General features: G+C 38.9%; 29 protein-coding genes. 10 read left to right on the top strand and 19 right to left on the bottom strand.

Going from position 1 to position 26102, the window contains the following annotated elements; genetic code table 11:
- The first annotated feature begins 74 nt into the window (after window positions 1–74).
- Complete coding sequence (locus A1QC_RS04485) at window positions 75–401, top strand: hypothetical protein (protein WP_017023688.1); 327 nt, start codon at window positions 75–77, stop codon at window positions 399–401.
- Window positions 402–619: 218 nt separating this feature from the next.
- On the opposite strand, the gene A1QC_RS04480 is transcribed toward A1QC_RS04485, so the two are convergent.
- Entirely contained in the window at window positions 620–1024 is a 405-nt protein-coding gene (locus A1QC_RS04480; protein WP_017023687.1) for a cystatin domain-containing protein, read from the bottom strand.
- A 170-nt stretch (window positions 1025–1194) separates the two neighbouring features.
- The gene (yciH, locus tag A1QC_RS04475; RefSeq protein ID WP_017023686.1) at window positions 1195–1506 is read right to left on the bottom strand and encodes a stress response translation initiation inhibitor YciH; all 312 of its coding nucleotides are present in this window, start codon (window positions 1504–1506) and stop codon (window positions 1195–1197) included.
- A gap of 129 nt (window positions 1507–1635) precedes the next feature.
- Between yciH and A1QC_RS04470 the strand changes: the two genes are divergently transcribed.
- Window positions 1636–2601, top strand: a complete 966-nt coding sequence (locus A1QC_RS04470; RefSeq protein ID WP_017023685.1) for a tyrosine-type recombinase/integrase — start codon at window positions 1636–1638, stop codon at window positions 2599–2601.
- 31 nt (window positions 2602–2632) lie between these two features.
- Here A1QC_RS04470 and A1QC_RS04465 read toward each other — a convergent pair whose 3' ends face one another.
- Both A1QC_RS04465 and A1QC_RS04460 read right to left on the bottom strand, forming a co-directional pair.
- Complete coding sequence (locus tag A1QC_RS04465) at window positions 2633–3628, bottom strand: D-alanine--D-alanine ligase (protein WP_017023684.1); 996 nt, start codon at window positions 3626–3628, stop codon at window positions 2633–2635.
- Window positions 3629–3797: 169 nt separating this feature from the next.
- A complete protein-coding gene (locus tag A1QC_RS04460) occupies window positions 3798–4379 on the bottom strand; it encodes an SPOR domain-containing protein (protein ID WP_017023683.1) in 582 nt (193 codons plus the stop codon).
- 378 nt (window positions 4380–4757) lie between these two features.
- Between A1QC_RS04460 and A1QC_RS04455 the strand changes: the two genes are divergently transcribed.
- Window positions 4758–7433 (top strand): bifunctional acetate--CoA ligase family protein/GNAT family N-acetyltransferase, encoded by a 2676-nt coding sequence (locus tag A1QC_RS04455; protein ID WP_017023682.1) that lies wholly within the window; start codon window positions 4758–4760, stop codon window positions 7431–7433.
- Between the two features lie 76 nt (window positions 7434–7509).
- Here A1QC_RS04455 and A1QC_RS04450 read toward each other — a convergent pair whose 3' ends face one another.
- Window positions 7510–8406, bottom strand: coding sequence for a LysR family transcriptional regulator (locus tag A1QC_RS04450; protein ID WP_017023681.1), 897 nt, complete (start codon window positions 8404–8406; stop codon window positions 7510–7512).
- 236 nt (window positions 8407–8642) lie between these two features.
- Between A1QC_RS04450 and A1QC_RS04445 the strand changes: the two genes are divergently transcribed.
- The gene (locus A1QC_RS04445; protein ID WP_017023680.1) at window positions 8643–10790 is read left to right on the top strand and encodes a TonB-dependent hemoglobin/transferrin/lactoferrin family receptor; all 2148 of its coding nucleotides are present in this window, start codon (window positions 8643–8645) and stop codon (window positions 10788–10790) included.
- Between the two features lie 519 nt (window positions 10791–11309).
- Here A1QC_RS04445 and galE read toward each other — a convergent pair.
- Window positions 11310–12326, bottom strand: a complete 1017-nt coding sequence (galE, locus tag A1QC_RS04440; protein WP_017023679.1) for a UDP-glucose 4-epimerase GalE — start codon at window positions 12324–12326, stop codon at window positions 11310–11312.
- 139 nt (window positions 12327–12465) lie between these two features.
- On the opposite strand from galE, the gene A1QC_RS04435 reads away from it, so the two are divergent.
- Window positions 12466–13215: a 5-oxoprolinase subunit PxpA gene (locus tag A1QC_RS04435; protein WP_017023678.1), complete on the top strand. Its 750-nt coding sequence runs from the start codon at window positions 12466–12468 to the stop codon at window positions 13213–13215.
- 22 nt (window positions 13216–13237) lie between these two features.
- On the opposite strand, the gene A1QC_RS04430 is transcribed toward A1QC_RS04435, so the two are convergent.
- The 4 genes from A1QC_RS04430 to A1QC_RS04415 form a co-directional block, all read right to left on the bottom strand.
- Window positions 13238–13483, bottom strand: a complete 246-nt coding sequence (locus A1QC_RS04430; protein ID WP_017023677.1) for a DUF2789 domain-containing protein — start codon at window positions 13481–13483, stop codon at window positions 13238–13240.
- Window positions 13484–13604: 121 nt separating this feature from the next.
- A complete protein-coding gene (locus A1QC_RS04425) occupies window positions 13605–14033 on the bottom strand; it encodes a YeeE/YedE family protein (protein ID WP_017023676.1) in 429 nt (142 codons plus the stop codon).
- A gap of 11 nt (window positions 14034–14044) precedes the next feature.
- Window positions 14045–14464 carry a YeeE/YedE family protein gene (locus A1QC_RS04420; protein WP_017023675.1) on the bottom strand — a complete coding sequence of 140 codons (420 nt, stop codon included), beginning with the start codon at window positions 14462–14464 and terminating at the stop codon, window positions 14045–14047.
- A 161-nt stretch (window positions 14465–14625) separates the two neighbouring features.
- Window positions 14626–15717, bottom strand: a complete 1092-nt coding sequence (locus A1QC_RS04415) for a ketoacyl-ACP synthase III (protein ID WP_017023674.1) — start codon at window positions 15715–15717, stop codon at window positions 14626–14628.
- Between the two features lie 162 nt (window positions 15718–15879).
- Between A1QC_RS04415 and trxC the strand changes: the two genes are divergently transcribed.
- Entirely contained in the window at window positions 15880–16314 is a 435-nt protein-coding gene (trxC, locus tag A1QC_RS04410) for a thioredoxin TrxC (protein WP_017023673.1), read from the top strand.
- A gap of 209 nt (window positions 16315–16523) precedes the next feature.
- A complete protein-coding gene (locus A1QC_RS04405) occupies window positions 16524–17684 on the top strand; it encodes an MFS transporter (RefSeq protein WP_026025642.1) in 1161 nt (386 codons plus the stop codon).
- 87 nt (window positions 17685–17771) lie between these two features.
- Here A1QC_RS04405 and queE read toward each other — a convergent pair whose 3' ends face one another.
- Together queE and queD are read right to left on the bottom strand one after the other, a co-directional pair.
- On the bottom strand, window positions 17772–18440 hold the full coding sequence (gene queE, locus A1QC_RS04400) for a 7-carboxy-7-deazaguanine synthase QueE (protein WP_017023670.1): 669 nt from the start codon (window positions 18438–18440) through the stop codon (window positions 17772–17774).
- Window positions 18441–18455: 15 nt separating this feature from the next.
- Window positions 18456–18818: a 6-carboxytetrahydropterin synthase QueD gene (gene queD, locus A1QC_RS04395; protein ID WP_017023669.1), complete on the bottom strand. Its 363-nt coding sequence runs from the start codon at window positions 18816–18818 to the stop codon at window positions 18456–18458.
- 218 nt (window positions 18819–19036) lie between these two features.
- Between queD and A1QC_RS04390 the strand changes: the two genes are divergently transcribed.
- The gene (locus tag A1QC_RS04390; protein WP_017023668.1) at window positions 19037–19219 is read left to right on the top strand and encodes a DUF2986 domain-containing protein; all 183 of its coding nucleotides are present in this window, start codon (window positions 19037–19039) and stop codon (window positions 19217–19219) included.
- 43 nt (window positions 19220–19262) lie between these two features.
- On the opposite strand, the gene A1QC_RS04385 is transcribed toward A1QC_RS04390, so the two are convergent.
- The 5 genes from A1QC_RS04385 to A1QC_RS04365 all read right to left on the bottom strand — a co-directional run bounded on the left by A1QC_RS04385 (window position 19263) and on the right by A1QC_RS04365 (window position 22646).
- The gene (locus A1QC_RS04385) at window positions 19263–19736 is read right to left on the bottom strand and encodes an NYN domain-containing protein (RefSeq protein WP_017023667.1); all 474 of its coding nucleotides are present in this window, start codon (window positions 19734–19736) and stop codon (window positions 19263–19265) included.
- Window positions 19737–19811: 75 nt separating this feature from the next.
- Window positions 19812–20135 (bottom strand): divalent-cation tolerance protein CutA, encoded by a 324-nt coding sequence (gene cutA, locus A1QC_RS04380; protein ID WP_017023666.1) that lies wholly within the window; start codon window positions 20133–20135, stop codon window positions 19812–19814.
- A 37-nt stretch (window positions 20136–20172) separates the two neighbouring features.
- Window positions 20173–21867 carry an SgrR family transcriptional regulator gene (locus A1QC_RS04375; RefSeq protein ID WP_017023665.1) on the bottom strand — a complete coding sequence of 565 codons (1695 nt, stop codon included), beginning with the start codon at window positions 21865–21867 and terminating at the stop codon, window positions 20173–20175.
- A 120-nt stretch (window positions 21868–21987) separates the two neighbouring features.
- Window positions 21988–22227, bottom strand: coding sequence for a DUF3389 family protein (locus A1QC_RS04370; protein ID WP_017023664.1), 240 nt, complete (start codon window positions 22225–22227; stop codon window positions 21988–21990).
- Window positions 22224–22646 (bottom strand): hotdog fold thioesterase, encoded by a 423-nt coding sequence (locus A1QC_RS04365; protein ID WP_039836068.1) that lies wholly within the window; start codon window positions 22644–22646, stop codon window positions 22224–22226. The genes A1QC_RS04370 and A1QC_RS04365 overlap by 4 nt, the downstream gene beginning before the upstream one ends.
- Before the next feature lie 279 nt (window positions 22647–22925).
- Between A1QC_RS04365 and A1QC_RS04360 the strand changes: the two genes are divergently transcribed.
- Window positions 22926–23729 (top strand): M48 family metallopeptidase, encoded by an 804-nt coding sequence (locus A1QC_RS04360; protein WP_017023662.1) that lies wholly within the window; start codon window positions 22926–22928, stop codon window positions 23727–23729.
- 372 nt (window positions 23730–24101) lie between these two features.
- On the opposite strand, the gene hutZ is transcribed toward A1QC_RS04360, so the two are convergent.
- Together hutZ and hutX are read right to left on the bottom strand one after the other, a co-directional pair.
- Window positions 24102–24632, bottom strand: a complete 531-nt coding sequence (gene hutZ / locus A1QC_RS04355; RefSeq protein WP_017023661.1) for a heme utilization protein HutZ — start codon at window positions 24630–24632, stop codon at window positions 24102–24104.
- Window positions 24633–24643: 11 nt separating this feature from the next.
- Window positions 24644–25153, bottom strand: coding sequence for a heme utilization cystosolic carrier protein HutX (hutX, locus tag A1QC_RS04350; protein WP_017023660.1), 510 nt, complete (start codon window positions 25151–25153; stop codon window positions 24644–24646).
- Window positions 25154–25326: 173 nt separating this feature from the next.
- On the opposite strand from hutX, the gene A1QC_RS04345 reads away from it, so the two are divergent.
- Window positions 25327–26100 (top strand): energy transducer TonB, encoded by a 774-nt coding sequence (locus tag A1QC_RS04345; RefSeq protein ID WP_017023659.1) that lies wholly within the window; start codon window positions 25327–25329, stop codon window positions 26098–26100.
- Window positions 26101–26102 lie beyond the last annotated feature (2 nt).

Below are 26102 nucleotides of genomic sequence, written 5' to 3'. Positions count from 1 at the left end.
CTCATTGATTTATTCTAATTCTAGTTAGAAGTATAACGTTATGTCATGCTGCAGTAATACAAGAGGCTAACGTAATGAGATCTATTTTATTCACACTTATCTTTTTAAGCCAGATTACCTATGCAGATGATGACAGCAAAAGATATAAGGCCGCAAAGTTTTATAAGCAGCAAGCGCAATCTGCTGTATATGCTTCTAAAGCAAATGTTAAAGGGGATTGCCAGTTAATGCTGACAATGCATCATATTGATCAGAAGTATGCACAACTTAAACGAATAAAATACACGGGTAGTCCCAAAGTCTGTAAAGTGGCAAAGAGAGAATTAAAGTCGTATATAAATAAAAATATTCGCTATGATATTACTGAAAAGTATTTAAGAATTGAGGTTAGTCGTTGGTGAAGCCAAACTAATTTTGTAGTGATTGAATAGCGATAAGAATTTTTATCATGTAAATATTTCCTTTTTCACTCCCTACACAGTGCGCATTATGTATCTTATGTTAAATTAGAGTGCGATGTGACTGAATTCTACCCAGCCTACCCCTTAAAGAAAAACAATAAAATAGAATATTCCAACAGAACTTAGCTTTATTTAAGTTAAGCTCTGTTGAATTTATCTTATTCGGATTTATTGCACTCATCTACTAAGGCTTGAGGTTGAACACTGATCAGTTTGTATTCGCCTTTTAAGCTTCTAAATACTACAGTTGAATACGCTTCACCATCTTCAATGGTAAAGTTAACTTTGTAATTCATTCCTGCTACAACTTGTTGTTCAACACTGTGAATCTCTTTTAACGAGTGCCCACCATCCATGCTTGCTGTTGCAAGAACCGCAGCCTGTTTTGCTTCAGGCGTAACTTCTGCTGGTTGCCAGCTTCCTGGCATTGCTTTGGCAGGTTCACAAATCGCCTGTTGAGTTGAACCTGTGCTTGCTGTTTCTGCATCTGGTGTTTCAGGTGATGAACTACATGCCATAAGTGCCAATGCTCCAACGGTAACAACGAGAAGTTTCTTGTACATATTCAATTCCATTTTGTGTGCTTAAGGTTCAGTACCTTAGAAAATCTACTTTGATTATAACCAACTATGAAATGCATTCAAAAATATGTTCGTCATAACCTTGGTTTTTCTTTATTTATTGTGTAGTTAAGCAAAGAAGTAGTCGTACCATTAACTTTCTCTGTAAATATTTAGCCACCGGCTAATTTGACTTTATGGCCTTTTTTTTCAAGATGAGCTTTGATTTTATCTCTATTATCACCTTGAATTTCGATGTTTCCATCTTTAACGCTACCACCACAACCACATACTTTCTTTAGTTCCGCAGCGACTAACTTTAACTCTGTATCATTCATGTCTAAACCTGAAACGATACAGACACCTTTACCTTTACGACCTTTCGTTTCTCGTTGAATTCGAACAATACCATCCCCTTTAGGGCGGATCTCTTCTGGTTTTTCTTGTTTGATGCGACCAACATCTGTTGAATATACGAGTGACATACAAAACCTTATTGATACTTGGAAATTAAAAAGTGTTTTTATCTAGAATAATCTAATAGTAAATGTATTTGGTATAGGTTCAAGTATTTGCTACTATTATTTTAGTTATAGTGCTTTAGGTTAAACAGTATGAAGAAAGTAATTCCATTAATATCTGATTTAAGTGAGCTAAAATCAAGCCAAGCCAAATTTTCACATCTTATTATGTATGATGATTTGAATAAACTAACCGCTTATCAATATGCTCATAACTCTTTGCTTTCTATGGTTAACGATTGGAATCGATTTGTACAATTTTGTCAGAGCAAGCATGTTAGCGCTTTACCTGCATCTGTAACCGCTATTCGACTTTTCTTGGAAAAAGAAAGTGCCCAAAGAAAATATTCAACCCTACGTCGTTATAGCCTAACCATAAGCTTACTCCATCGATTACATGGGTTACCCGATCCTGTTAATCATAGACAAATCCATTTCACTTTATCCGCGCTCAGAAACCTTAAAAAAGGTGACGCCACCCAAGCTACGCCTTTTTCAGCTGAACATCTCTCTGCGTTAACTAAGATACTCGTATCTTCCGAGTCAATTAAAGATTTACGTGATTTGATCATATATTACCTTATGTTCGAATGTATATTGAAGCGAGGCCAATTAAGGATGCTTTCAATTAATGCACTCGATACGACTAATCCGCATGCCATAAAGTTAAGCATAGGTGATCAAACTTACAGCCTTTCAGAAATAGCTAGTTCATTGATTACACGATGGTTATGTATTATTAATCGGGATACCGGATTTTTACTTTGTCGAATTGATAAGCATGAAAATATTGGCAATGATGCTTTAAATGACTCTTCGATCTATCGTGTATTTCGTCGTGCAAGTGAGAGACTTGGCCTACCACAGCATTTACATTTCTCTGGTCAATCAACACGTGTAGGTGCAACTCAAGAGTTATTTAAACAAGGATATAATCTTAGACAGATTCAAGAAGTGGGTAGATGGGTAAGTCCTGTTATGCCGGCACAATACTTGGGTCAGCATCAACTTTCAGAATCAGAACAATTGGTTTTCAAAAGAATAAAAAGTTGGGATTAATCACAAACATCCCAACTCTTATAATCAGCGACTAAGATGAAAAACTTTGTCTAATTGTCTGTTCAAGGAACTCATGGAATTTATCGCCATTATATTCCATTAACTTAGGAAACATTGAAATGGGCGTCATTCCTGGGAACGTGTTAACCTCATTAAGGTAAATCTCATCATCTTCTGTTAAGAAGAAATCAATTCTCGATAAGTTCTTTAAATTCATGTGAATAAAGACCTTTCTTGAGTACGTCTCTATTTTCTTTTGTTGCTCAGTTGATAAACCTTCCGCTTCTAAAACCGTTGTAGAGTGGCTATCAGCGCTGTATTTTTCATCATAAGTATAAAAGACACCTTCAGGTGCTATTACTTCTCCAGGCTTAGTGACAATTAATTGGCCATTGAGCTCATAGGCAGCGACTTCAAGTTCACGGGGTTTAACTGCTTTTTCAATCAGGACTTGTTCTGAAAATTGAAATGCATCAGATACGGCTTTAGCTACTTCACCTTTAATGGTGACACTGTAACATCCAACGGAAGATCCCTGCCTTGCGGCTTTAACGAAAACTTTTCCCCATAAATCAAAAGCTTGCTCTGCAACTTTAATTGAGTCTTGATTATTTTCAGTCAAAAAACGATACGGTGTATTCGGAATATCTAATGCATCATACCAAAGCTTTGATGTTATTTTGTTAAAGCTATTTGAGCTTGCTTCTGGCCCACAACCTAAATAGGGTATATTTGCCATTTCAAGCAATGATTGGATATCTCCTGTTTCACCAGGAAAACCATGAATACAAGGAATGGCATAATCGATTTTAATCGTCTCGACGTCATCTCCTTTTAAACAAGCATGAGCAATATCCAATTCAACTTTTTGCCCTTCAGAGGTAAGCCAACCTTGTTGCGTTATTTCAGCTTTAACGATATTAAAATCGGCTGTTAAACCCAATTGTTGCTCTAAGTATTTCGCTGATACCAATGATACTTCATGTTCAGAAGAACCACCGCCACACAAAAGTAAAATATTTTTCATCTTTAATTCGACGCTTTTATAGTTAGTGTATGCAAGTAAATCATTTATCTAATCATAATGTTTTATTTATACATGTTCAGTATAAACTTCAAATTATGCATACACATTCTTAAATGAGGGAGCGACACCGTCTATGTCCTATCAGCTCCCATGTATTCTAGTTGCTTTCTTATGGTAATTTTTTCAAATCAGGATACGGTGATGATGAAATAGATTTGACACTTTTCACAAATGGGCCCATTGATTGATAAGATGCAGGTAATTTCATTAACGCATCTTTGGCATCTTGAGCAGTAGAAAAGTCCCCCACCAATAAGCTGTGCCATTGCTTACCATTCACTGTTTTAACATTTTCCCATTTAGGTAAACTCTTTGGTAGGTTAGCGGCTGTCGATAACAAATGCTGCTCGTTTTCTAATGCTGCAATTTGAATGAGATAACTATTCGTCCCTGGTTGTTCTAAAGCCATTGAATTATTTGGAGGGCTTAGCTTAACTACTTTTTTGCCGTTTGAGTTAGCGACTTCTGGAACTTTTGGTTCAACCATAGAAGGTTCGGCAACACTTGCTGTGTTCACCGTTTGTATGTCTTCTTCTATTGGCGCTACCGATGATTCCGTAATAGGTTGAGGTACTTCGTCGGTTTTGAACGTTTCTTGATATGTTTCTGTTGTTACTTCATTGTCGTAATCTGAAGATGAACATGCGGATAGTAATAAAACAGAAAGAGAGATAATTGCAATTTTTTTCATAAAAAGACCAAAGCGTTAAAAATCTTTATGCATCATGCCCCCACCATTAGTGAATATCAAGATGAATGAACAAAACTTGATGAGAACCTTACAGATTGATTCAGTTAAGTAATTTATTGTTCATAATTTATAAATAAATACGACTGTTTGATGAAAATTATCGTGATAGATCACACTCAAACATCAGGTTAATACCTTCATACTCAAATCATATTATTATAATTAAAGCATGGGATAAATTCGCAAGCTTATGATTATTCTCAACCCTTTGTCACCTAATCGCTTAAAGTGCGCTTTTCAATGTTCAACTGAACATCTCTTAGGTCGATCGATTTTAGGTATAATCAGCGTGATAACAACTTTCTAAACGGTGGATGAATGCTCAATCTTAATCATTTTTTGAAACCCAAGTCCATTGCCGTTATTGGTGCTTCTCAACGACCTTTTCGTGCTGGTTCCATCGTCATGCACAATTTGCTTCATTGTGGTTTCCAAGGGGCGATTATGCCCGTCACTCCTAAGTATCAATCGGTAAGTGGTGTATTAGCCTACCCTAATATTAGTGATTTACCCCTCGCACCAGACCTTGCCATTGTTTGTACAAATGCCAAATACAATAAACATGTGTTTCAAGAATTGGCTAAAATTGGGGCAAATGCTGCCATCATTGTTTCTTCAGATATGCATCAATGCCTTAATACTGAGCAAAGTGTTGACCAAGAATGCTTGGATATTGCTCGTCAATCGAATATACGGATCCTTGGCTCTAACAGCCTTGGTATGATTTTACCTTGGCTCAATTTAAATGCCTCCCTTTCACCGGTTACAGCGTCACGTGGTAATATTGCATTCATATCACAGTCAGCAGCGGTATGTACCACCATTTTAGATTGGGCAAATGATAAAAATATCGGCTTCTCCGCTTTTATCTCTTTGGGAAATGCTATTGATATCGATTTCTCTGAGCTTTTAGACACCTTATCTGTAGATAGTAAAACCTCTGCCATTTTACTTTATGTCGACTCAATCAAAGACGCTCGTACTTTTATGTCAGCGGCGAGAAGCGCATCCCGTAATAGAAGAATCCTTGTTTTAAAAAGTGGTCGCACGCCCGAAGGGCAAAATGCAGCCTCTATACACACTGGTGGTAGTCAAAGTTTAGACATCATTTATGACTCTGCAATTAAACGCTCTGGCATGCTGCGCGTTAATAATACACATGAATTATTTGCCGCTCTTGAGACACTCACCCATGCTGTACCATTGCGTGGCGAGCGTTTAGCAATTGTTACCAATGGTGGTGGCCCTGCAATTATGGCTGTTGATGCTTTGATTGAACGTGGCGGTAAACTGGCTGTACTGCCAGAACAAACCATTGAAAAGCTCAACACCATACTTCCCAGTGGTTGGTCGCACAGTAATCCCATTGATCTTGTCGGAGATGCAGACAGTCAGCGTTACGCCAGTGCATTAAATGTGCTATTAGATTGCGGTGAAGTCGATGCTATCCTAGTCATGCATAGCCCTTCGGCCATTTCTCACCCGACACAGACCGCTCAAGCTATTATTGACACAATAAAAGCACATAAGAAAAGCAAACAATTTAACATTCTCACCAATTGGTCTGGTGAACAAACCGCTAAAGATGCTCGTTTGTTGTTTACTCAAGCCGGTATTCCAACTTATCGCACACCTGAAGGTGCAGTTGGGGCTTATATGCATCTAGTTGAATACCGTCGAAACCAAAAACAACTAATGGAAACCCCTTCCTCTGTTGAACTTAGAAATGCAGCGCAGCTAAGCGATGCCCATCAGTGGGTTCAACGTAACCTTAAAGAAACCGTCACAACCTTTGATTCACATCAGCTTAATGGCCTTTTTAGTTGCTATAACATTTCTGTTCTTCCAACTTGGCTCGCATCCGATCCTAGCGAAGCGGTTCATATCAGTGAAAAAATTGGGTATCCCGTTGCCGTTAAATTACGTTCTCCAGATATTCTTCATAAATCAGAAGTTCAAGGAGTCATGCTCAACTTGAGAAACGCCAATGAAGTTGCGAGCGCCACTCAGGCTATATTAGATCGAACCTCCCTTTCTTATCCCTCTGCGCTAATTCAAGGTGTTTCAGTACAAAGTATGGCTAGCCGGTCTGGCGCTCAAGAGTTAAGAATTAGAATTGATAGTGACCCCATTTTCGGCCCTGTCATCATGCTAGGGCAAGGTGGAATGGACTGGGATATTAACCAAGATGCATCTGTTGCCCTACTTCCCTTAAACATGGCACTAGCGCGTTATTTAGTCATTCGTTCCATGCGAGTAGGAAAACTACGCCTAGAGCAGCTTCCCCATCCAGTTGATACGATTGCTTTATGTGAATTTCTCGTTCGTCTTTCACAAATGGTGATTGATAACAGTGAGATAATCAGCTTGGATTTACACCCTTTATTGGCAAATGGTAATGAATTTTCGGTCATTGATGCTCGAGTAGAATTACAAGCCAAAAATGGTGTTAAGCGACAACGACTAGCAATCAAACCATACCCTGTTGAACATGAGCAAGCAGTTGAACTTAAAGATGGTGAGATGTGTTTATTCCGACCGGTATTGCCTGAAGATGAACAAAAGATGGCTAACTTCATCACTCGAGTCTCTCGTGAAGATCTTTATAAGCGGTTTTTCTCTGACGTTGGAGAATTTAACCATGAAGCTTTAGCAAACCTAACCCAAATAGATTATGACCGTGAAATGGCTTTCGTCGCGACAAGAATGGAGAACAAGCAAGAAGTCTTACTAGGCGTTGCTCGGGTTGTAGCCGATTCGCATAATTACGATGCGGAGTTTTCGATATTAGTGCGTTCAGATTTAAAAGGTAAAGGTTTAGGTAAGATGCTGATGCAAAAGCTTATCGATTACAGTCGAACCAAAGGCACAATACGGTTAAGCGGTATCACTATGCCTTCTAATAAAGGGATGGTTAGCTTAGCAAAAAAATTGAATTTCAAAACAGATATTCACTTTGAAGATAATACTGTTGATATGCTTTTAACACTGTAGTGATCAGGATTCATAAACTTGATGCGGGGTGTTAGTGAGACACGCCCGCACTATAGCTACCTATTATCGTCTCAATTTAACGACCAAACTCACTAAGTTTCCAATATTTTTTCAAGTATTGAATACACCACGATTTCGATTTCCCCATTTTATTTCGTCGCCAAGCAATCACCATGTCCAATGACTGCGCTTCACTACCTTCAATTATGGCTAATTTATTCTCTGTAACCAGAGTATCTGCAATATGTCTTGGTAAGGTTCCAATTCCTAATCCAGCGCACAGTGCATCAATTTTGACCGGAAAATTACTCACGGTTAAACGTGGCTGATCATCGATTAAATTTCGGCTTAATCTAGGTGCAGTTCTTGCGGAGTCAGCAATAACTATCGCCCTGTATTTTTTCCTTGATGTCTGATCAAATTGTGACGTTCTTTTATGAACAATATGATCAGGAGAGGCAACCCACACCATATCGAAGCTGCCTAAAACTTCTACTTTTACATCAAGCGGAATATGTTCCGGTTTTGGGCAAATTAGTAAATCGGCCCTGTCATAGGACAAAGCTTCCCAACATCCAGCTAATACTTCTTCTTGTAATTTAACTCTCGATTTAGATACAGAGGCAAGATCACGAACCAATGGAAAAAAGAAGTCAATAGGCAACAAATCATACGCAATTGAAATCTCTAATTCCCAACCATGAGCAAGAATATTGGCATCCTCAACCAAATCATTTGCAGCAGAGAGCAATATTCTGCCCCTATTTAACAACAATTGCCCCGCTTCAGTGAAAACGGCTTTATGTCCAGAACGATCAAAAATTATAAGATCAAGATCTTGCTCTAATTTTTGAACTTGGTAACTCAATGAGGATGGCGCTCGATTCAATTCTTGAGCCGCTGCGGCAAAACTGCCTCGACGATCGATGGCATCAAGTACTTGTAAAGCTTCTAAAGTAAGGCTGTTGCTCAAAATAAAGGTCCTCTAAAGGCACAAAAAGGTGATAAGTATCACAAAAATAACATTGTGTTATCTATATTAATAATAGAATAAATGAACGTAACCAACTGAAATTATTTATAAAAATAAAAAACAAACATATTGCTATTTTAATAAAACACACCAAATGCAATTACAAATGATAGTTATTATCATTACAGTTAAGTAGAATGCGATCAAATCATTAACATAGTGAATGGAAAAACTATATGTATACCCCCAAGTTTAAACCAACCTTATTGGCAACATCTATTACTTTCTCTTTGTTTGCAAGTAACGTAGCCGCCCAACAATCTGAATTACAAGAAGTTGTTGTATCTGCTACTCGTACTGAACAAGATATTAAAGATGTATCCGCGTCAATAGAAACGGTTTCTTCAAATGATATTAACCAAGAAATGGCGACCGATCCTAAACAAGCTTTAAAATACACTCCTGGTGTTGATGCTCAAGGTTCAGGCCGCTTTGGTATCTCTGGTTATAATATTCGAGGTATGGAAGACAGCCGAGTGAAAGTCATGGTGGATGGCGTAGAACAGCCTACCCCTTACAATCCTGGATCTAAAGAACAACGTTCTTACCCAAACAATATTGAAGTAGATACGCTATCTGCTATTGAAATTAATAAAGGCCCTTCTTCTACATTGTATGGTTCAGATGCTTTAGGTGGCGTTGTTCTCTTCAAAACAAAAGATCCATCCGATGTATTAATTACCGATGGTGATGAGAATCGTTTTGGTATTAAATCTGGCTACACTTCCGCAGATGAAACCTTTAAAAATACCTTAACGTGGGCATTACGTAATGGCGATCTAGAAACCTTACTCATGTTAACCTATGCCAATGGGCATGAAACTGAAACTCATAGTGATGGTGCCGATATTACAGGCCCAGATAGAGGGGCAGCCGATCCTGCCGATAAAGAAATAGGCAATCTACTTGCCAAAGTATATTACCAAGTTAACGAAGCTAACCGAGTTGGATTGGCCGTTGAATATAATCAAAGAAACTATGATGAGACTGAGCTTTCTTATGAAGGCTATGAAATTTTTCCCGGTTTTGTTTATACCAATAACTATAACGAAGATGAAACCCAAAGATTACGTATAAGTTTACTGCATGATTGGCAAATGAATACCACAATAGCCGATAGCTTATCTTGGTCATTAACTTATCAAGGTACCGATTCACTGTCCAAAAACTATGATACCACTCCTTCTAATGGACAGCGTGAACGTCGACGTGATGCAAAAGACACAAGTATTCAACTTGATGCACAATTTGATAAATTAGTTGAGCTAAATAGCAGTTATCATCAACTCACCTACGGCCTAACTTTTATTAATGATGAATTTAAGCTTGATAATACCGATCATAAGTTCGATTTTGGCACCGTGACACCGGGTAGTACAGGTATGCCAGATTCAACCGTACAAAAGTGGGGTGTCTATCTACAAGACCAAGCTTTCTTCTTACAAGAGCGTTTGATCCTAACTGCAGGTTTACGCTATGACTCTTTCAGTACTTCCCCGGAAGCTGATGATGGATTCTCAACCCAATATCCAGACAGTGATAGCGACGCATTTACCGGTAAAATTGGCGCAGTCTACCACTTTAGCGAAAACTTCAGCGGCTTTACTCAAATAAGCCAAGGGTTTAAGGCTCCAACTGTTTATGACTTGTACTATTTCTATAATCAAGGTGCAGTTGTAGAACCTAACCCCGATCTACAACCTGAAAAAAGCACCTCTTATGAAATTGGCTTTAGAGGTAATAATGACAGTACTCGCTTTGAAGTTGTCGCATTTTACAATGATTACACCAACTTTATCAGCGATGTCAGCCTAGGAACTATTGATGGCAAAGATGGATATACCAAGGAAAACATTAACAAAGCTGAAATTTATGGTGCTGAATTTTCTTCTACTACCATGTTAGATCAAGCCTTTGGTGCTCCAAAAGGTTTATACAGTAAATTAAGTGTTGCTTATGCCGAAGGCCGAGATAAAGACACAGGCGATCACTTAGATTCTGTGGCCCCTCTCACTGGTAACATCGGTTTAGGTTATGATAGTACAAACTTTGTCTACGGTGGTTTAATCAATATTACGATGGCAGCCAGTAAAGATGATTGGACAACGGAAGACAATTTCGTTACCCCTGGCTACTCACTTGTCGACTTAACAACGTACTACCGACCAGTGCAAGACCTAACATTACGTGCTGGTTTATTTAACGCATTTGATAAAAAATATTGGTTGTATTCTGATGTGAACGGACGAAGCCAAGGTGATAATCAAGATTTCTATACTCAACCTGGGCGAAACTGGGGTATCAGTTTAGATTACCAATTCTAATCTTTACTTAATCTCCTATACGTTTACTCATCTACAGTCACTATATCTAAAGTTGGATATAGTGACTTTTTTAATATGAAGGCACAAAAAAAGCCAGATAACTGGCTTTTTAACTTAAATCGATTAGCTTGAGAGTTGATTCAAGCTATTGAATGAGAAGTAGCAAAATGAACGATAAAGGTATCTAAGCTTCTCAAGTATTCAAATCGATTAAGAATTTTTAGACATTTCATGTTTTACCATTGCCGCTGCAGCAACGATAAAAGCAATAATCAAACCCAATGACATTACTATCCCCTAAACGTTAATTAAATAATAGTGGTCGATGACCAGATAAAATCGAGCGCATTATAACCAATTTAGTTAAAGAGATGTGTGAAATGTATAAATATGAGAGTTAGTCTACGTTTTGTGTCATTAAGTTATGAATATCAGATAATTGAAATAATAAAAATAAAATAGCGCCAGTTGTTAGGCGCTATTTTTATTCTAGTACTAAGCAGATAAATGTATGGTTACTTATTTTTCTGGATAGCCTTGTGGATTATTCGACTGCCAACGCCAAGTATCTTCTGTCATTTCTTCTAACGAACGAGTCGCCTTCCAATTCAAATCTGCTTGCGCTTTTGCAGGATCAGCCCAACATTCAGCAATATCCCCTGGGCGGCGATCAACGAGTTTATAAGGCACTTTTGTACCAGATGCTTTTTCAAAGGCAGAAACCATTTCTAAAACACTATTACCACAGCCTGTACCAAGATTATAAATATGCAAACCTTGCTTACGACCAACATGCTTTAATGCAGCAAGATGTCCATCCGCTAAATCCATAACATGAATATAATCACGAACCCCGGTTCCATCTTTGGTTGGATAATCGCTCCCAAAAACAGATAAGAATTCACGGCGACCAACCGCAACTTGAGCAACAAACGGCATTAAATTATTCGGGATCCCTTGAGGATCTTCACCTAACTCACCAGAAGGATGAGATCCTACAGGGTTAAAGTAACGCAATAAAGTAATGCTCCAATCAGGATTTGCAGCTTGGAAATCAGTTAAACATTCTTCAACAATCAACTTACTGCGACCGTATGGGTTCGTCGCACTGGTTGGAAAGTTTTCTAAAATAGGCACAGAAGCAGGGTCGCCATATACTGTTGCTGAAGAGCTAAATACTAATGATTTAACGCCAGCATCACGCATCGCATCAACTAAAACAAGGGTTCCATGAACATTGGTATCGTAGTATTCAAGTGGTTTTTCAACCGATTCTCCAACTGCTTTTAAGCCAGCAAAGTGAATAACCGATTCAATATCATATTGTTTTAGCACAGCTTCAAGATCGGCTTTATTTCGAATATCACCTTCAATGAAAATTGGACGAACGCCAGATACTTTCTCAATACGGTCTAATACAGTTGGCTTGCTATTGTATAAATTATCAAAAATGATGGGGGTCATCCCAGCTTCGATCATTTGAATGCATGTATGGCTACCGATGTAACCCATTCCACCTGTAATTAGAACAAACATAAGAACCTCGTGATTGAATTTATATATGAATTTGAATAATTGCCAATACCTTACAACAATGCTTCTTGATGATATACCCTTTGAGTGTCAATATTAATAATCTATATCAACCAGTTGAGCCCAGGCTCAAAGGAATCCTATGACTCTTGAAATTGCCAAACTTAAATTAAATTGTGATATGGGAGAAAGCTTTGGGTACTGGACCATGGGTAAGGATGAAAATGTTATGCCTTACGTCCATATGGCCAACATTGCTTGTGGGTTTCATTCTTCGGATCCAGACACTATGGCGAGAACAATACAGCTCGCGCAAAAACACAATGTCAGTATCGGAGCACACCCATCTTACCAAGATCTCCTTGGATTTGGACGACGCTCAATCCCTCATACACCAGAACAAATTTCACACCTCATTTGCTATCAAGTTGGAGCCATACAAAATCTTGCGTCATTTTATGACTCGCGGGTTGATTACATTAAGCCTCATGGGGCCTTATATAACGACATGATGTCAAACCTTGAAATTTTCGAAGCGATTGTTCAAGCCGTTATGCCAACTGGCCTTCCCTTAATGGTGTTAGCAAAAAAAGACAACACACCCTATCTTGATATCGCCGACGAATATAATGTTCCATTATTATTTGAAGCTTTCGCAGACAGAGCTTACAAAGATGATGGAACATTAGTACCACGTCATCAACCTAATGCGGTTCATAAAAATGTTGAAGATATTTTCTATCAAGCCATGCAGTTGGCGAATTTTGGCACCGTCACCACTGCAAAAGGAAACACATTGGAATTACAAGCAGATACACTATGTGTGCATGGCGATAATGAGGAATCTATCCTCGTCATAAAAAAAATATATCAAGCCCTGCACCGTATTTAAGCCAAGATTTTATAAAGTAGATTTAGTGATGAGATGCTCTTAATAGCGCATCTAATTGATCGACAACTTCAGCCCAGTTCGCATCATCTTCTTTCGCTTCCTTAAGGAAAGTCGCTTGACCTACATTCCAAAAGTCTGCTTGATGTAATTCTGATGCACGATTTAACTCATTTGAATGCCGGTGAATGAATGACTCTATCTCTTGCTGTGAACTCGCTAAACCTAACTGTTCAAACAAGGTTGCTAAAGAATGATTGTGCAGTTCCATAAATCCTCCTGATCTGATTCATTACCTAAACCTTAGATCAATTATAGGACAAATGAAAACTTCCACTCTTGTTATCTATTTTAATTAAGCCGTCAATAGAAAGTGCCATAAAAATAACCCACTAATGTTTACTGGTTTTATATCCCAAATTGACCATCAACATACCAACTAACATAGAAACCACGAAAGCAATCAAACTCGTATTCATTAAAGATAGAGAAGCTAAAGCTGGCCCGGGGCAGACACCTGCTATTCCCCAACCTATTCCAAATAAACTGGCACCAAGGATCAATTTTTTATCTATCGACTTATTGTTTGGGATACAAAACTCACTGTTATCAATTGGTTTTTGTCTTGGTTTAATCAATAAATGGTATGCAGGCACAAACACCAGTAATGCCCCACCCATGACAAATGCAAGGCTTGGATCCCAATCACCTGCAACATCTAAAAATCCAATGACTTTGTCAGGATCAACCATACCTGAAAGCACCATACCAAAACCAAACAACAAGCCTGAAAATAAAGAAGCGAGACTATACGATTTCATTAGCGTGCCTTTTAAAGTAGGTGTAAACGAATAAAAACAACTAAAGCAGCAACACTCATAAACGTGCACGTTGCTGCAACAGAACGCACAGAAAAACGCCCCATTCCACAGATCCCATGGCCACTAGTACAACCATTACCTAACTTAGTGCCTATGCCAACAAAAAGCCCGGCAACAATCATCCAACCTAGACCATTTTTATACTGTATAGGAATAATACTGCTGCCATTTGAAATACCTAGATTCATCAGATAACCACCAGCAATCAACCCAACAATAAACAGCCAGCGCCATCCATTATGATGCTTTTCGGTAAAGAGCCCGCTAACAATTCCGCTTATCCCGGCAATTTTACCTTTGACTAATAATAAAATAGTTGCCGATAGCCCAAGCAAGATACCGCCCGCTAATGCATTCCAAGGTATATTCATTATGTTCTCCTACTATTTATCTCCACTTATTATATTAGCAATAATAAAATTAGCAATAGCTAAACTAATGGTGTTTTATTTTAATAAGGTAAGTTTGTAATAAAACGTAGATAAAAAAATACCCCATGAAAAATCATAGGGTATTGTTATCAAAAGTGTGTTTATTTTTGATAAGACTTACAATGTTCAATTGCCTCTTCTAGCAATTGCAGTGCTGTCTTATCGCACGGTTCTAGCTGCGCAGTTTGGGTCTCAATAGGAGTAATGCGGTCACCCCATTTGATCATACCCGCGCCCCAAGTTAAACCAGCACCAAATGCCGCAACCAAAATATTCATATTAGGCTGAACAAAACCCTGCTCTACCGCTTCACATAGCGCAATCGGTACCGTTGCAGCAGAGGTGTTGCCATATTTGTTAATATTTACAAATGCTTTTTCTTGTGGAATACCAGCAAAATCACACAAGGTTTGAATAATACGGATATTGGCTTGATGAGGAATAACGCAATCAATTTCATCTTTTTCTAAACCGGAGCGATCAAGCACAGATTGTGTTGCTGCGCTCATACCTCTTACCGCTCGTTTGAAAATATCTTTTCCTACAAAGTTGAAATCCCAATGACCATTCTCATCCGAAAAACGATCCATACTGGTTCCAAACTCAGGAATAGCTAAAATATCACGACCTTCCGCATCACAGCCTAACGCAGCTTCTTGTAATCCAACTGGTTGATCTTGTTCACGGCGACTTAAAATCACCGCACCAGCACCATCACCAAATAACACTGCAGTATCACGTTGTGTCCAATTGATGTAATAAGAAAGGTGTTCAGCACCAATCACTAGCGCATTTCGATAATTTCCCGCTTGAATTAATCGCGTTGCAGTTTCTAATCCGTATAAGAAACCAGTACAAGCTGCATTCAAGTCAAAAGCTGCTGCCATTTTAATGCCAAGATTACTTTGTACTTTAGATGCGATATTTGGAATGAGCGTATCCGGTGAGCACGTAGCGACAATAATACAATCTATGTCTTCCGCCGTAACACCTGCCGCTTGCATAGCATTCTTTGCTGCAACAGTCGCTAGATCAGAGGTATCAACATGAGAGATTCTACGGCTTTCAATGCCAGTGCGAGAGCGAATCCACTCATCTGATGTTTCTAAAAAAGTACTTAAATCATCATTGGTCAAAACAGCTGGTGGAAGACACTTGCCCCAACCAGTAATTTCTGCAAATACGTTGGCCATAAAAACACCTTACAATTTTATTGTTTTATTTTTGTTTATTTTAAACTTCGAAACATTATACGATACTTGCTCAATAACTGATACGTTGGTTTTCTCACTATTTACAAGGTTATAAATAACAATCATCAATAGTAGCCTCATTTATTTACCACAAGGATTTGTATGACCACTTTCACAACCCCGTGCCCTCATTGCCAAGGTAATAATAAAGTTCCTCTAGAACGCGTAGCCGATCATGCTAATTGTGGTCGTTGTAAATCTCCTCTTTTTGATGGCAAGCCCATTACTGGAACGTCGAATAACTTCAACGCTCTTTTAAAAAGTACAGTACCCGTCGTTGTCGATTTCTGGGCACCTTGGTGCAATCCTTGTGTTGGATTTGCACCTGTTTTTGAAGACACGGCGAGTGACATGGCAAATCAAGCTCGGTTTATAAAAATAGACACTGAAAGTGAGCAAAACATTGCAGATTTATATCAAATAAGAAGCATTCCAACCATTATGGTATTCAAAGATGGAAAACAAGTTGATATGATTAATGGCGCATTGCCAAAAGGTCAGTTTACTCAATGGTTAACACAAGCATTGAAGAAATAAAGCATAGTAATAAAACCCTACCTAAATAAGCCCGAAGTTCTATAAATCGGGCTGTAAACTATTAAAAACCCACATTCCACTCTTCAATTAATTTCTTTTATCGTTAACTCAAAAAAATCTCATTTTACTTAATGTGACATTAGCCTCATATTCGCCGCGAAAACTCTTACCTATTTCATTAATTTTTTAAACCAAAGCGGAGTATGGCGGTGAACGACGTATCTTTACCTTCATCAAAACAATCCCTCACCGTTCCTGTGATTGCACTTTCTTTGTATGCGATCGCGTCAGGTTATCTGATGAGTTTGATTCCTTTGATGCTTGATCAATATGGTTTAAGTACGGATGCTGCTAGTTGGTTGGCGAGTGCCTTTTATGCAGGATTGCTATTAGGTGCCATGTTTATTGAGCCTATCGTTGCTAAGATTGGCCATAAATACTCATTCATTTTATTTTTAATTGTATTCTCATTAACAATAGCGATCATGCCGGTCATTCCAACACAGGATATGTGGCTATTTGCACGCTTTATCGCTGGCATGTCGGTTGCAGGCATTTTTGTAGTGGTTGAATCTTGGTTATTGATCGGCGATGAAAAAAGCCGCACTAAGCGTTTAGGTCTTTACATGGGGTCACTCTATGGTGGCTCTACCTTAGGTCAACTTGGCATTGGTGTGTTTGGAAACGAAGGTACGACTCCATTTTTAAGTATTTTAGTACTGCTTGTGATTGCAACAACGATTTTGCTATTTTGCCGTACCCAACAACCGGAATCACAGCAGCATTTAAGTTTGAGCCTACGCAAGATTCTAAAGTTAGACAAAGCTGCCATCATTGGTTGTGCCGTCTCAGGCCTATTATTAGGCTCGGTATATGGTTTAATGCCTTTGGAGTTAAAAGCGCGTCACGTCAGTACTGAACACATTGGTACGCTAATGGCTTTATTAGTGCTTGGCGGTATGGCTGTTCAACCATTGGTTTCATGGGCGAGCAATCGTATGAGCAAAAGCTTATTAATGGGATTATTTTGCTTATTAGGTGTGTTTTCTATTGGCCTTACAACCATCAATGGCAGTTACTCGGTTCTTGCGATCTGCTTAGTGTTACTGGGAATGGCAACATTTTCACTCTACCCAATTGCGATTACTTTAGGGTGTAACCAATTGGAAGAATCGTACATTGTATCGGTAACACAAGTCATGTTGCTGAGCTACAGCATTGGGTCAGTCTTTGGTCCTTTAATGGCACATAACTTCATGCGCAACCCAGAAGGCTTAATGGGATACTTGTTCGTTATTTTACTGGCAACTGCCCTCTACATGTTTGCGGCAAGTTTAAAAGGCAAACAACGTATTGTGGCTGGCGATTAATACCTAACTGAACCCATTTATACTCGATATAAAAAGAGGCCCTGAAGTCGATTGATTTCAGGGCCTCTTTGTCATTTCATTTTATGATTAAGCGATATTTAGATATTTGTGAGTTTGAATAGAAAGCCTCCAATTGCGCTCAATACATGTATCCATGCAGAGTTCTGTCGCTCTTGGTTTTTGACTGATCGGCTGTAAAGCAATATGTTCTTTAGCCTCACAGTTGGCTTTTTTCAGTAGTGCGTCTAAATGATCAATATCTTTTTGTGTCCCAACCGGATGCTTTATCTCGTTAGCACGTTGAAGCGCGGAATCGAGAACATCAAGTTGCCCTTTCATGGCCACCTTTGGTGACACTGTCACCCATGTATTTGAGCTGCACAATATTTCAGAGGTGCCGCTGGTTTCAATTTGACATCGACACCCTATTGCCTCAAAAGCCTGAGTCAGTGGAATCAAATCATAAATACAAGGCTCTCCACCAGTAATAACAATATGCTTTGCTGTATAGCCTTGTGCCACATATTGCTGGATGATGCTTTCCGCCGTCGCGTGGCTCCATGTTGGGCTATCACCTTGCTTTAGCATAATATCACCCAAGGTGGTTTCATCCTGAATTTCAGCCGTCCACGTTTGTTTCGTGTCACACCAAGCGCAGCCAACTGGGCAAACTTGTAAGCGAACAAAAACAGAAGGCACACCGGTAAAGTATCCTTCGCCTTGAATCGTTTGAAAAACCTCATTAACTTTATACAAAGTGTCACCTACAACTTATTGACCAACGTAGATACAACCCGCGGTACACGTTTCTTTAATTTCAACTTTACTAAGCTCTGGTAATAATGGTTTGACTTCATTCCATATCCATTTCGCTAGTACTTCACTTGTAGGATTTTCAAGACCAGGAATGTCATTAAGATAGTAATGATCAAGGCGGTCATAAATTGGTGCAAAGATTTTTTTTACGTCACCGAAATCAATAACCCAACCTGTCGTGGCATCGACTTCACCAAGGATATACAAACGCACAAAAAAGGAATGGCCGTGTAACCGTCCACATTTGTGGCCTTCTGGTACATTTGGTAAATGATGCGCCGCTTCAAAAATAAAGTCTTTATATATTTCACAAGTCATCGTATCGGTATCTCAATAAAAATTTGGGCTAAGAATATAGAAGTCGACTCAAAAATGAAAGGTAATGATAAACTTTGCTTACTGTTCAAATGATGGCAATGCTTATACCAAAGTGACTTCAAGATACCAAGCTCAGAGTCCTAACTTGAGGTTACTTGGGTATATTCGTACTTTGGATAATCTGTTATGATACGGCACCATTTTATGAGAGCTTAGCTATGAACCGTAAAAAGAAAATCAACTCTATTTTAAAAAAGCGCCTTAAGCAGCAAAACGCGAAATTACACAGTTCAAATAAGCCTAAATACATCTCAAAGGCTGAGCGAGCTCGAATGGAAGAAGAACAAGCTCAACAAGCGTTAGAAGCACCAAAAACCGACGAATCAGCAGCCCAAGAATAATCCATCATATATTTTAAACTCATTGAAAGTGATAGCGACAAGATTATAACAGCAATGATGCTTCAATCGGGTGATAGTGATCGGCGGCTTCAATTAAAGAATTGGCCGTCAATCCAGGAACCCCATAAACTTCTACTCTTTTTCCGTAACGTTGCTGAATTCGTTTTGCTAACAAATCAAAATCACCATCACCGGATGCAACCACTATCACATCTGAAATTTCAGCAAGTTCAATCGCATCTAATGCAATACCTACATCCCAATCACCTTTTGCCGATCCATCTTGACGTTGAATAAATGGTTTTAACTTCACTTCAAAGCCAATCCCTCGCAGAATGTTATGGAATTGCTTTTGTTTATCATCACTACGCGCAATTGCATAAGCATTCGCTTGTACTAAAGTGCGATCTTTCATCACGTCAGCCCAGAATGCATTGTAATCAAAGTGACGCTGGTATTTGTCGCGAGTGGTGTAATAGATATTTTGTACGTCAACTAAGATTGAAACTGTTTGCATAATGTCCAACTACTGTTTGTTTAAAGAGAATGAAGAAATGCTGTACCCACAATCTTCAGCACTGTGGGAGACTGATTACTTACTGCTTTTTTGAATCCACTGTAAGTATTCGTGAAAACCTGTTTCGATTGGCAACATGACAACTTGCGGCACTTGATAGTTATGATGCGCTAGAATGACACGCTCTACTTCAATATAATGGCGATGCAATATTTTGATGATCATTAAAGATTCTTCATCGCAATTCACTTCACCATGCCACTGGTAATAACTGCTAATAGGCATGACTTGAATGCAAGCGGCTAGTTTTTCATTGAGTAAGGCTTCAATGATCGCTTGTCGAGATTCTTCATCATTGGTGGTAGATAAAACAATGGCATACCCTTCTTGACTTTCCATTATCGCTCTCCTTTGTATACCTAGAAACTTCACCGCGTTATTCTGGCTTCACCCATACTTGGCTAAAATCAAACCAGCCTAATGCATTACAAGTAGCATTTTGTAGAGAACCACATTGCTCATGGCTCACACCAAGCCAACAGTGAAACATAGGAATAAGCTGCTTCGTTTCTACTAACTGTTTGGCCAATTCTTTCGCTGGAAACTCTGTATTTGCGGTTTGACGCCAATGAGAAACCAAATTTTTCCATTCCGTAAAATTATCATTTGTACTCATCGTACTAATATCACTGTAGCCTAATAACCACCCTATCAGTGCATCTTTACGGTTATTTGCTAATCCCATGGGTTTAAGCCAAATATCAACATTATCAGGATCATCGACCGTTAGATCATATTTTAGCGCCTTTAACTGAATTCCATCTTCTTTTAACAAGGCTTTCATGGATTGGACAACGTAAGGAAATAGTGGATGCTTGGCATGATAAGCCACTGTTATTTCAATTTTATCATCCATATTTATTGGTGGCGTAGGGCACGGGTTAAGCATACCACTGTGATGCCAACCAGGTTTTAAACCATGTGCATGCAATAGCCCTAATTCAATCACTTTTTGATCCGGGATGTGTCTGAGTAAGCTAAATGGATTCAACTTGTGAGATAAATATTCAGCCCACAGATTATCCTTCGCGATGCCTTCCCGGCGGTTTAGTAGTAAATAGGTACAACCGGGATCAAGTTCAACATCGGTAAACTGACCTTCTTGAGGCATATTAGGATGCGTTAAACTTGGATAAACCATGGAAGAATGCGCTTGATCGATGACCCAAACTTCAACTCGTTCAATTAATGGTCTATAACCAAAAAAGTGCTCAAACCCTTCAAGTACTAGACGAGTCTCATCATTCCTTACAACCTTATAAGGTCCGGTACCATTAGGAACTAAGTCAAATTCATCATTTTGTTCAATTTGGCTTTGTAGAATTTTAGCTTGAGTTTCTGTCAGCAACAGAGGTAAATAATAATCATCAGTATGGAGGTGAATATCAACAATATTACTCGTTGGCGATGAAGCATAATCAATATGCTCAAAAAGTGTTAACGTGGATAAACGTTGAATACTCTTAACGACATCATCCATCACCAAGCGATCACCATTATGAAAACGCACACCCGATCGAAGGTAAAAACGCCAATGATTCGGTTGTATCATTTCCCAATGGTGAGCAAGATCAGCTTCTACCTCACCTCGTTCATCCAATTGGGTTAAACCACTGAAAATTTGTCGGATGATGTGTTGTTCGGATCGACGAGTTGGCTTCAAGGGGTTTAAAGTGGCAAGCTGTCGATAATAAGGCAAACGCATAACTTGCTGGCCTTCTAAATGACTAACACCTAAATAGCCTTGAAATACTTGTGTTAAGCGGGCTGGATCATTGTCCAAAACCGCTAAGGCATGTTCAATTTTGCCTTCTTCTAAGTAGCGCTTTGCTAAATTGTCGCTCACATCGTATTTGTTACGCTTAAATATAAGCTGAGACTGTTTACCTCGGCCAGCGGCAGGAATCCACTCAATCCACCCTTCTTCTGTTAGCTTGCTCAATACAATACGAGTATTACGTCGAGTACAGCACAGAATATCCGTTAATTCATCTAATTGGATCGCAGCATCTTCACCTTGAAAATGCTCAAATAAACGTTCAAATTGGGTTCGTAAACGTGGGCTACTCATAAAGAGGAAACTCTACTTTGTGACAATCGGATATTATTTCCTACTTTAGCACGTAAAAATCGATAAATCTTTGCCTGAAATAAATGGATAGCTGTAATTATTTACCTCTTTTAATCGCCGTTATCCGTTATTAACCGGTAAGCAGAGAAACTCAGCGAGCTGATTAAGCTGCTCATCATCGTCCAGTTTTATCGACCATTGGCAGCCCATATCATGCGCAGTGATGACATTAGCCCCACGCCCAATCAGAGTTAAACAATCAACTTGAGCTTGCAAACTTGAATGTGGAACCGCCACTAAACGAATAACGACTTCATGCTGGTTAGCAATTATTTTTCCATGCGAAAACTCAATGATCATTTTCTATGTTTCACTGCCATTGTAATTCGACTGGTACACAGCAACCTTTGCTCTTCATCAACAATTTCGATTTGCCATACTTGAGTCGACACACCGATATGTATTGGCCATGTTTTACCGGTTACCAAACCGTTACGCTTCGCTTTAATATGGTTCGCATTTATGTCTAACCCCACACAATACGCATCATCACCAACACACATATTGGCAGCAAGTGATCCCAGCGTTTCAGCTAAAACAACCGATGCACCGCCATGTAATAGCCCCATGGGTTGATGAGTTATGCTAGAAACTGGCATTGTTGCAGAAAGGCTATTATCGGTGAGCTCTACATACTGAATGTTTAAATGCTCAACTAAGGTATTTTTTGATGTTGAATTCAATAATTCTAAGCTGACGTCTTTTTTCCAGATCATAATTTGCCTATATTGATGAATAAAATTGATGGGTGAAATGACTAGGTATATAAGATATTCTCATCATCAATACACTTCAAGAGGTCTGATCTCTGGATGAGACTTGGGTAATGGTTTATGTATCAAAGCAATACACCTAATATTACACCTATACCTTACTAACTATTAGCTACAAATATCCGGCTACGAATAAGGTACTTTACCATTTTGCGCTATTGTCTAATTACTAAACTGTACCGTTATTCAAACAACGCTCGCTCATTACCGTATTAAGGGATTAGTATGTTTTTTTCTTCATTTTCATTCAAACATGTAGCCATTGGCAGCTTAATGATTTCCGCCTTAACAGCTTGCTCATCATCACCGACTGGTCGCAGCCAAGTGATATTATTTTCAGATAGTGAAATGTCGCAATTGGGTGCTCAATCTTTTGAACAGTTAAAACAAACGGAAAAAGTCAGCACTAATGTCAAAATCAATACCTATGTAACATGTGTGGCCGATGCCATTACTCAACAAGTGCCAAAGCAAGCAAGCTTTGATTCATGGGAAGTGGTCGTTTTTGATTCGCCGCAAGTGAATGCTTTTGCACTTCCTGGTGGAAAAATTGGTGTTTACACCGGCTTACTTAACGTGGCGACGAACCAAGACCAACTAGCAACGGTGTTAGGCCATGAAGTAGCACACGTTTTAGCTAATCATGGCAATGAACGCATGTCTCGAAGCCAAATCACGAATACCGGGTTACAAATATCCGACGTTGCTTTATCCACGACAGGCTACGGTGAATATAGAGATCTCGCAATGGGTGCGTTAGGTTTAGGCGTTCAATATGGCATTACATTACCTTATGGACGAACCCAAGAAACTGAAGCCGACATTATGGGTATCGACCTCATGGCTAAAGCAGGGTTTGATCCAAACCAAAGTATTCAGCTATGGAAAAATATGGCAAAGACCTCGGGTGGAAACCAACCACCAGAATTATTATCGACTCACCCCTCTCACGGTACACGTATAAATGATTTAACCTCAGAGATTAAACGTTTGCCTAAATACAGCGTGAAAGCACCTCAATGCCAGTGAGTTTTGCTAAAATGCACCACCAATTTAGAATCGAGTGCCATATAATTACAGTGTAAGCGTACGAAATGATCTTTAATCGTTAGATTTTGGCGTAAAAATTTGCAACATCTAAGCTAAATTACATAAACCACCATTACAAATAAGAGGCTTCTCACAGATATAACCATTTAACATGGATCTTTATTTATCCATTAGTATGCTGAATGAATAATATCCCTTAAAGGGAAATGTAAACGACCTTCGCTTGTATAAGTAAAAAGGGGTAAGTCAACTGACTTACCCCTTTTTACTTATGAAAACTAAATAAACAATAACAGTCAATCTCACCAGATGCAGAACTCAGAGAGCTCTTCTTGACGTTATTTGCATATATTAGTCATTCACGATTTTTTTATGACCTTGATCTAAATGAACCACATCAACCAAGTCATCACCAGAAACTTGGAAAGCTTGACCAAAACCTTTAACGAAAAGACCTTTTTCTGGTTTTAGGCAGAATAATTTAAAATCTTCTAACTGACTCAACCCTTTGATTATTTCACCAAATCGTTGCTCCATGTCTGAAATGACGCTATTCCACGTATCATTATCACGGCTCACAATACTCGCCACCGCATCAAACGTTAATCTTTTTCGAGCAAAAAGCTGATTGGCTTGCGCTTCATCTTCGATCAACATTAATGATACTTGAGGGTTTGTAGTTAAGTTTCTAGCATGGCGAGCTATTTCAGAGATCAATACAAAGTATCCATCTTGATTACACACAAAAGGTGCATAACTCACATTAGGCGTACCATCTTGATCTATTGTGGCCAGTTGGATTGTTTTTCTCTCGGCTCTAAACTCTTGAATTTCTGGCCCTAAACGATTTTGAAGGCGTTCTTGTTTCACTGTGCTGTCCATCATCTTAATCCTTATTGAGTAAACGCTAACTGTAATGCTTTGAATTTTTCGACTTGATCGCTCAACAATACACGTTTGTTATCTCGACCTAGGTAAATTTTAAAAATACTGTTTCCTTGAGCATCAAAGAAACCAAAGTAATAACTTTCCTTACCTCTGAACGGTTTAGAAACTAATGCTAGTTTGTCCATCAAATCCAATTTTAAGTGACCGTGTAACTCACCATCTCTTCCCATTAAGTTGTAATATCCATGCGCAACCTTCCCCTTGGGAAACGGCGCTTTTACTTCAAAAATAGAACCAAAAGAATGAATGATTGAAGTTACTGGCCCCCACTCAGGTAGTTGCTCTAGAATACCTTGTATATGTTCACCATTTACCACTACTGCCATTTCTTCAGGTAATAGGGAAACCACTTCTCCTTCACTTACTTGTAACTTTTCAGCTAAAGCAGCCGGTAATATGCTTGGGTCTTGTGTTACTGCATTGATTACCATTTGTTTTAAATCAATTTTTTCCATTCGATAGTCTTCCTATTTACCTATTCTTTAGGCTTAAAAATATCTTGCCATAATAATATTTTCAAAATAATAATACACCCAAATGATAATGCAATTGATAATTGATATTATTTGCATCCTGATCAATAATCGTTTGCAATGATGCTAAATATGGTACAGAAAAGGATATTCTTGTGAATTTGAAACGGTATACATTTGCTGCGGTCGTTTCTATCAGTGCTCATGCGGCTGCTATGGTTCAATTTAATGAACAAAAAGCATTCGCTATGCCCGTTGGCACGAATAGCACTTCTGTCTCAGTTAATCTTGTTTCTATGGTAAGAAGCGAGCCTGTACTCTCTCATCCAAAAAAAACAACGGTTCAAGAATCGGCAATTACTCCTGTACCAAAAGCCACCAAAGAAACCGTTCAAAAAACGACTCGCACTGCTAACGCAAAACCGGTATCAAAACCTGCTATTAAAAAAGCCGCCATTCAAAAGGCTACACCTAAAAAAGCAGTCACTCCTAGTGTTAATCAGCCAAGCAAAACCGTAAAAACAGCGTCAACCACGCAACAAAAGCAAAATATAACGAAACCACAGCCTAAATCTAAAAATGCTGAAATTACGCCTCATGTACAAAAGTCTCAATCAATAGCAGCAAAACAAGGGGCTTCCCAAGAACCTTTGATGATCGAAAAGCCTGATTTTCTTTCTCCTCCTAAGAAGCCACGTTACCCACGTTTAGCACAACGCAAAGGAATTGAAGGTACTGCGACATATGAAATTTGGCTCGATGAAAATGGACGCCAAGTTAAACAAAGCCTTATCTCATCATCTGGTGCGGCAATGCTCGATAAAGCGGCATTAGATGCCATTAAGAAATGGAAGTTCTCACCCCAAAAAATCAATGGCACGTCTATTGCCCATCGCGTGCAAGTCCCTATTCGTTTTAAATTGGATTAATC

Origin of the sequence: Vibrio rumoiensis 1S-45 (assembly GCF_000286955.2) — a bacterium.
Classification (GTDB): domain Bacteria; phylum Pseudomonadota; class Gammaproteobacteria; order Enterobacterales; family Vibrionaceae; genus Vibrio; species Vibrio rumoiensis_A.
This window is presented reverse-complemented; position numbering and strand designations above follow the sequence as displayed.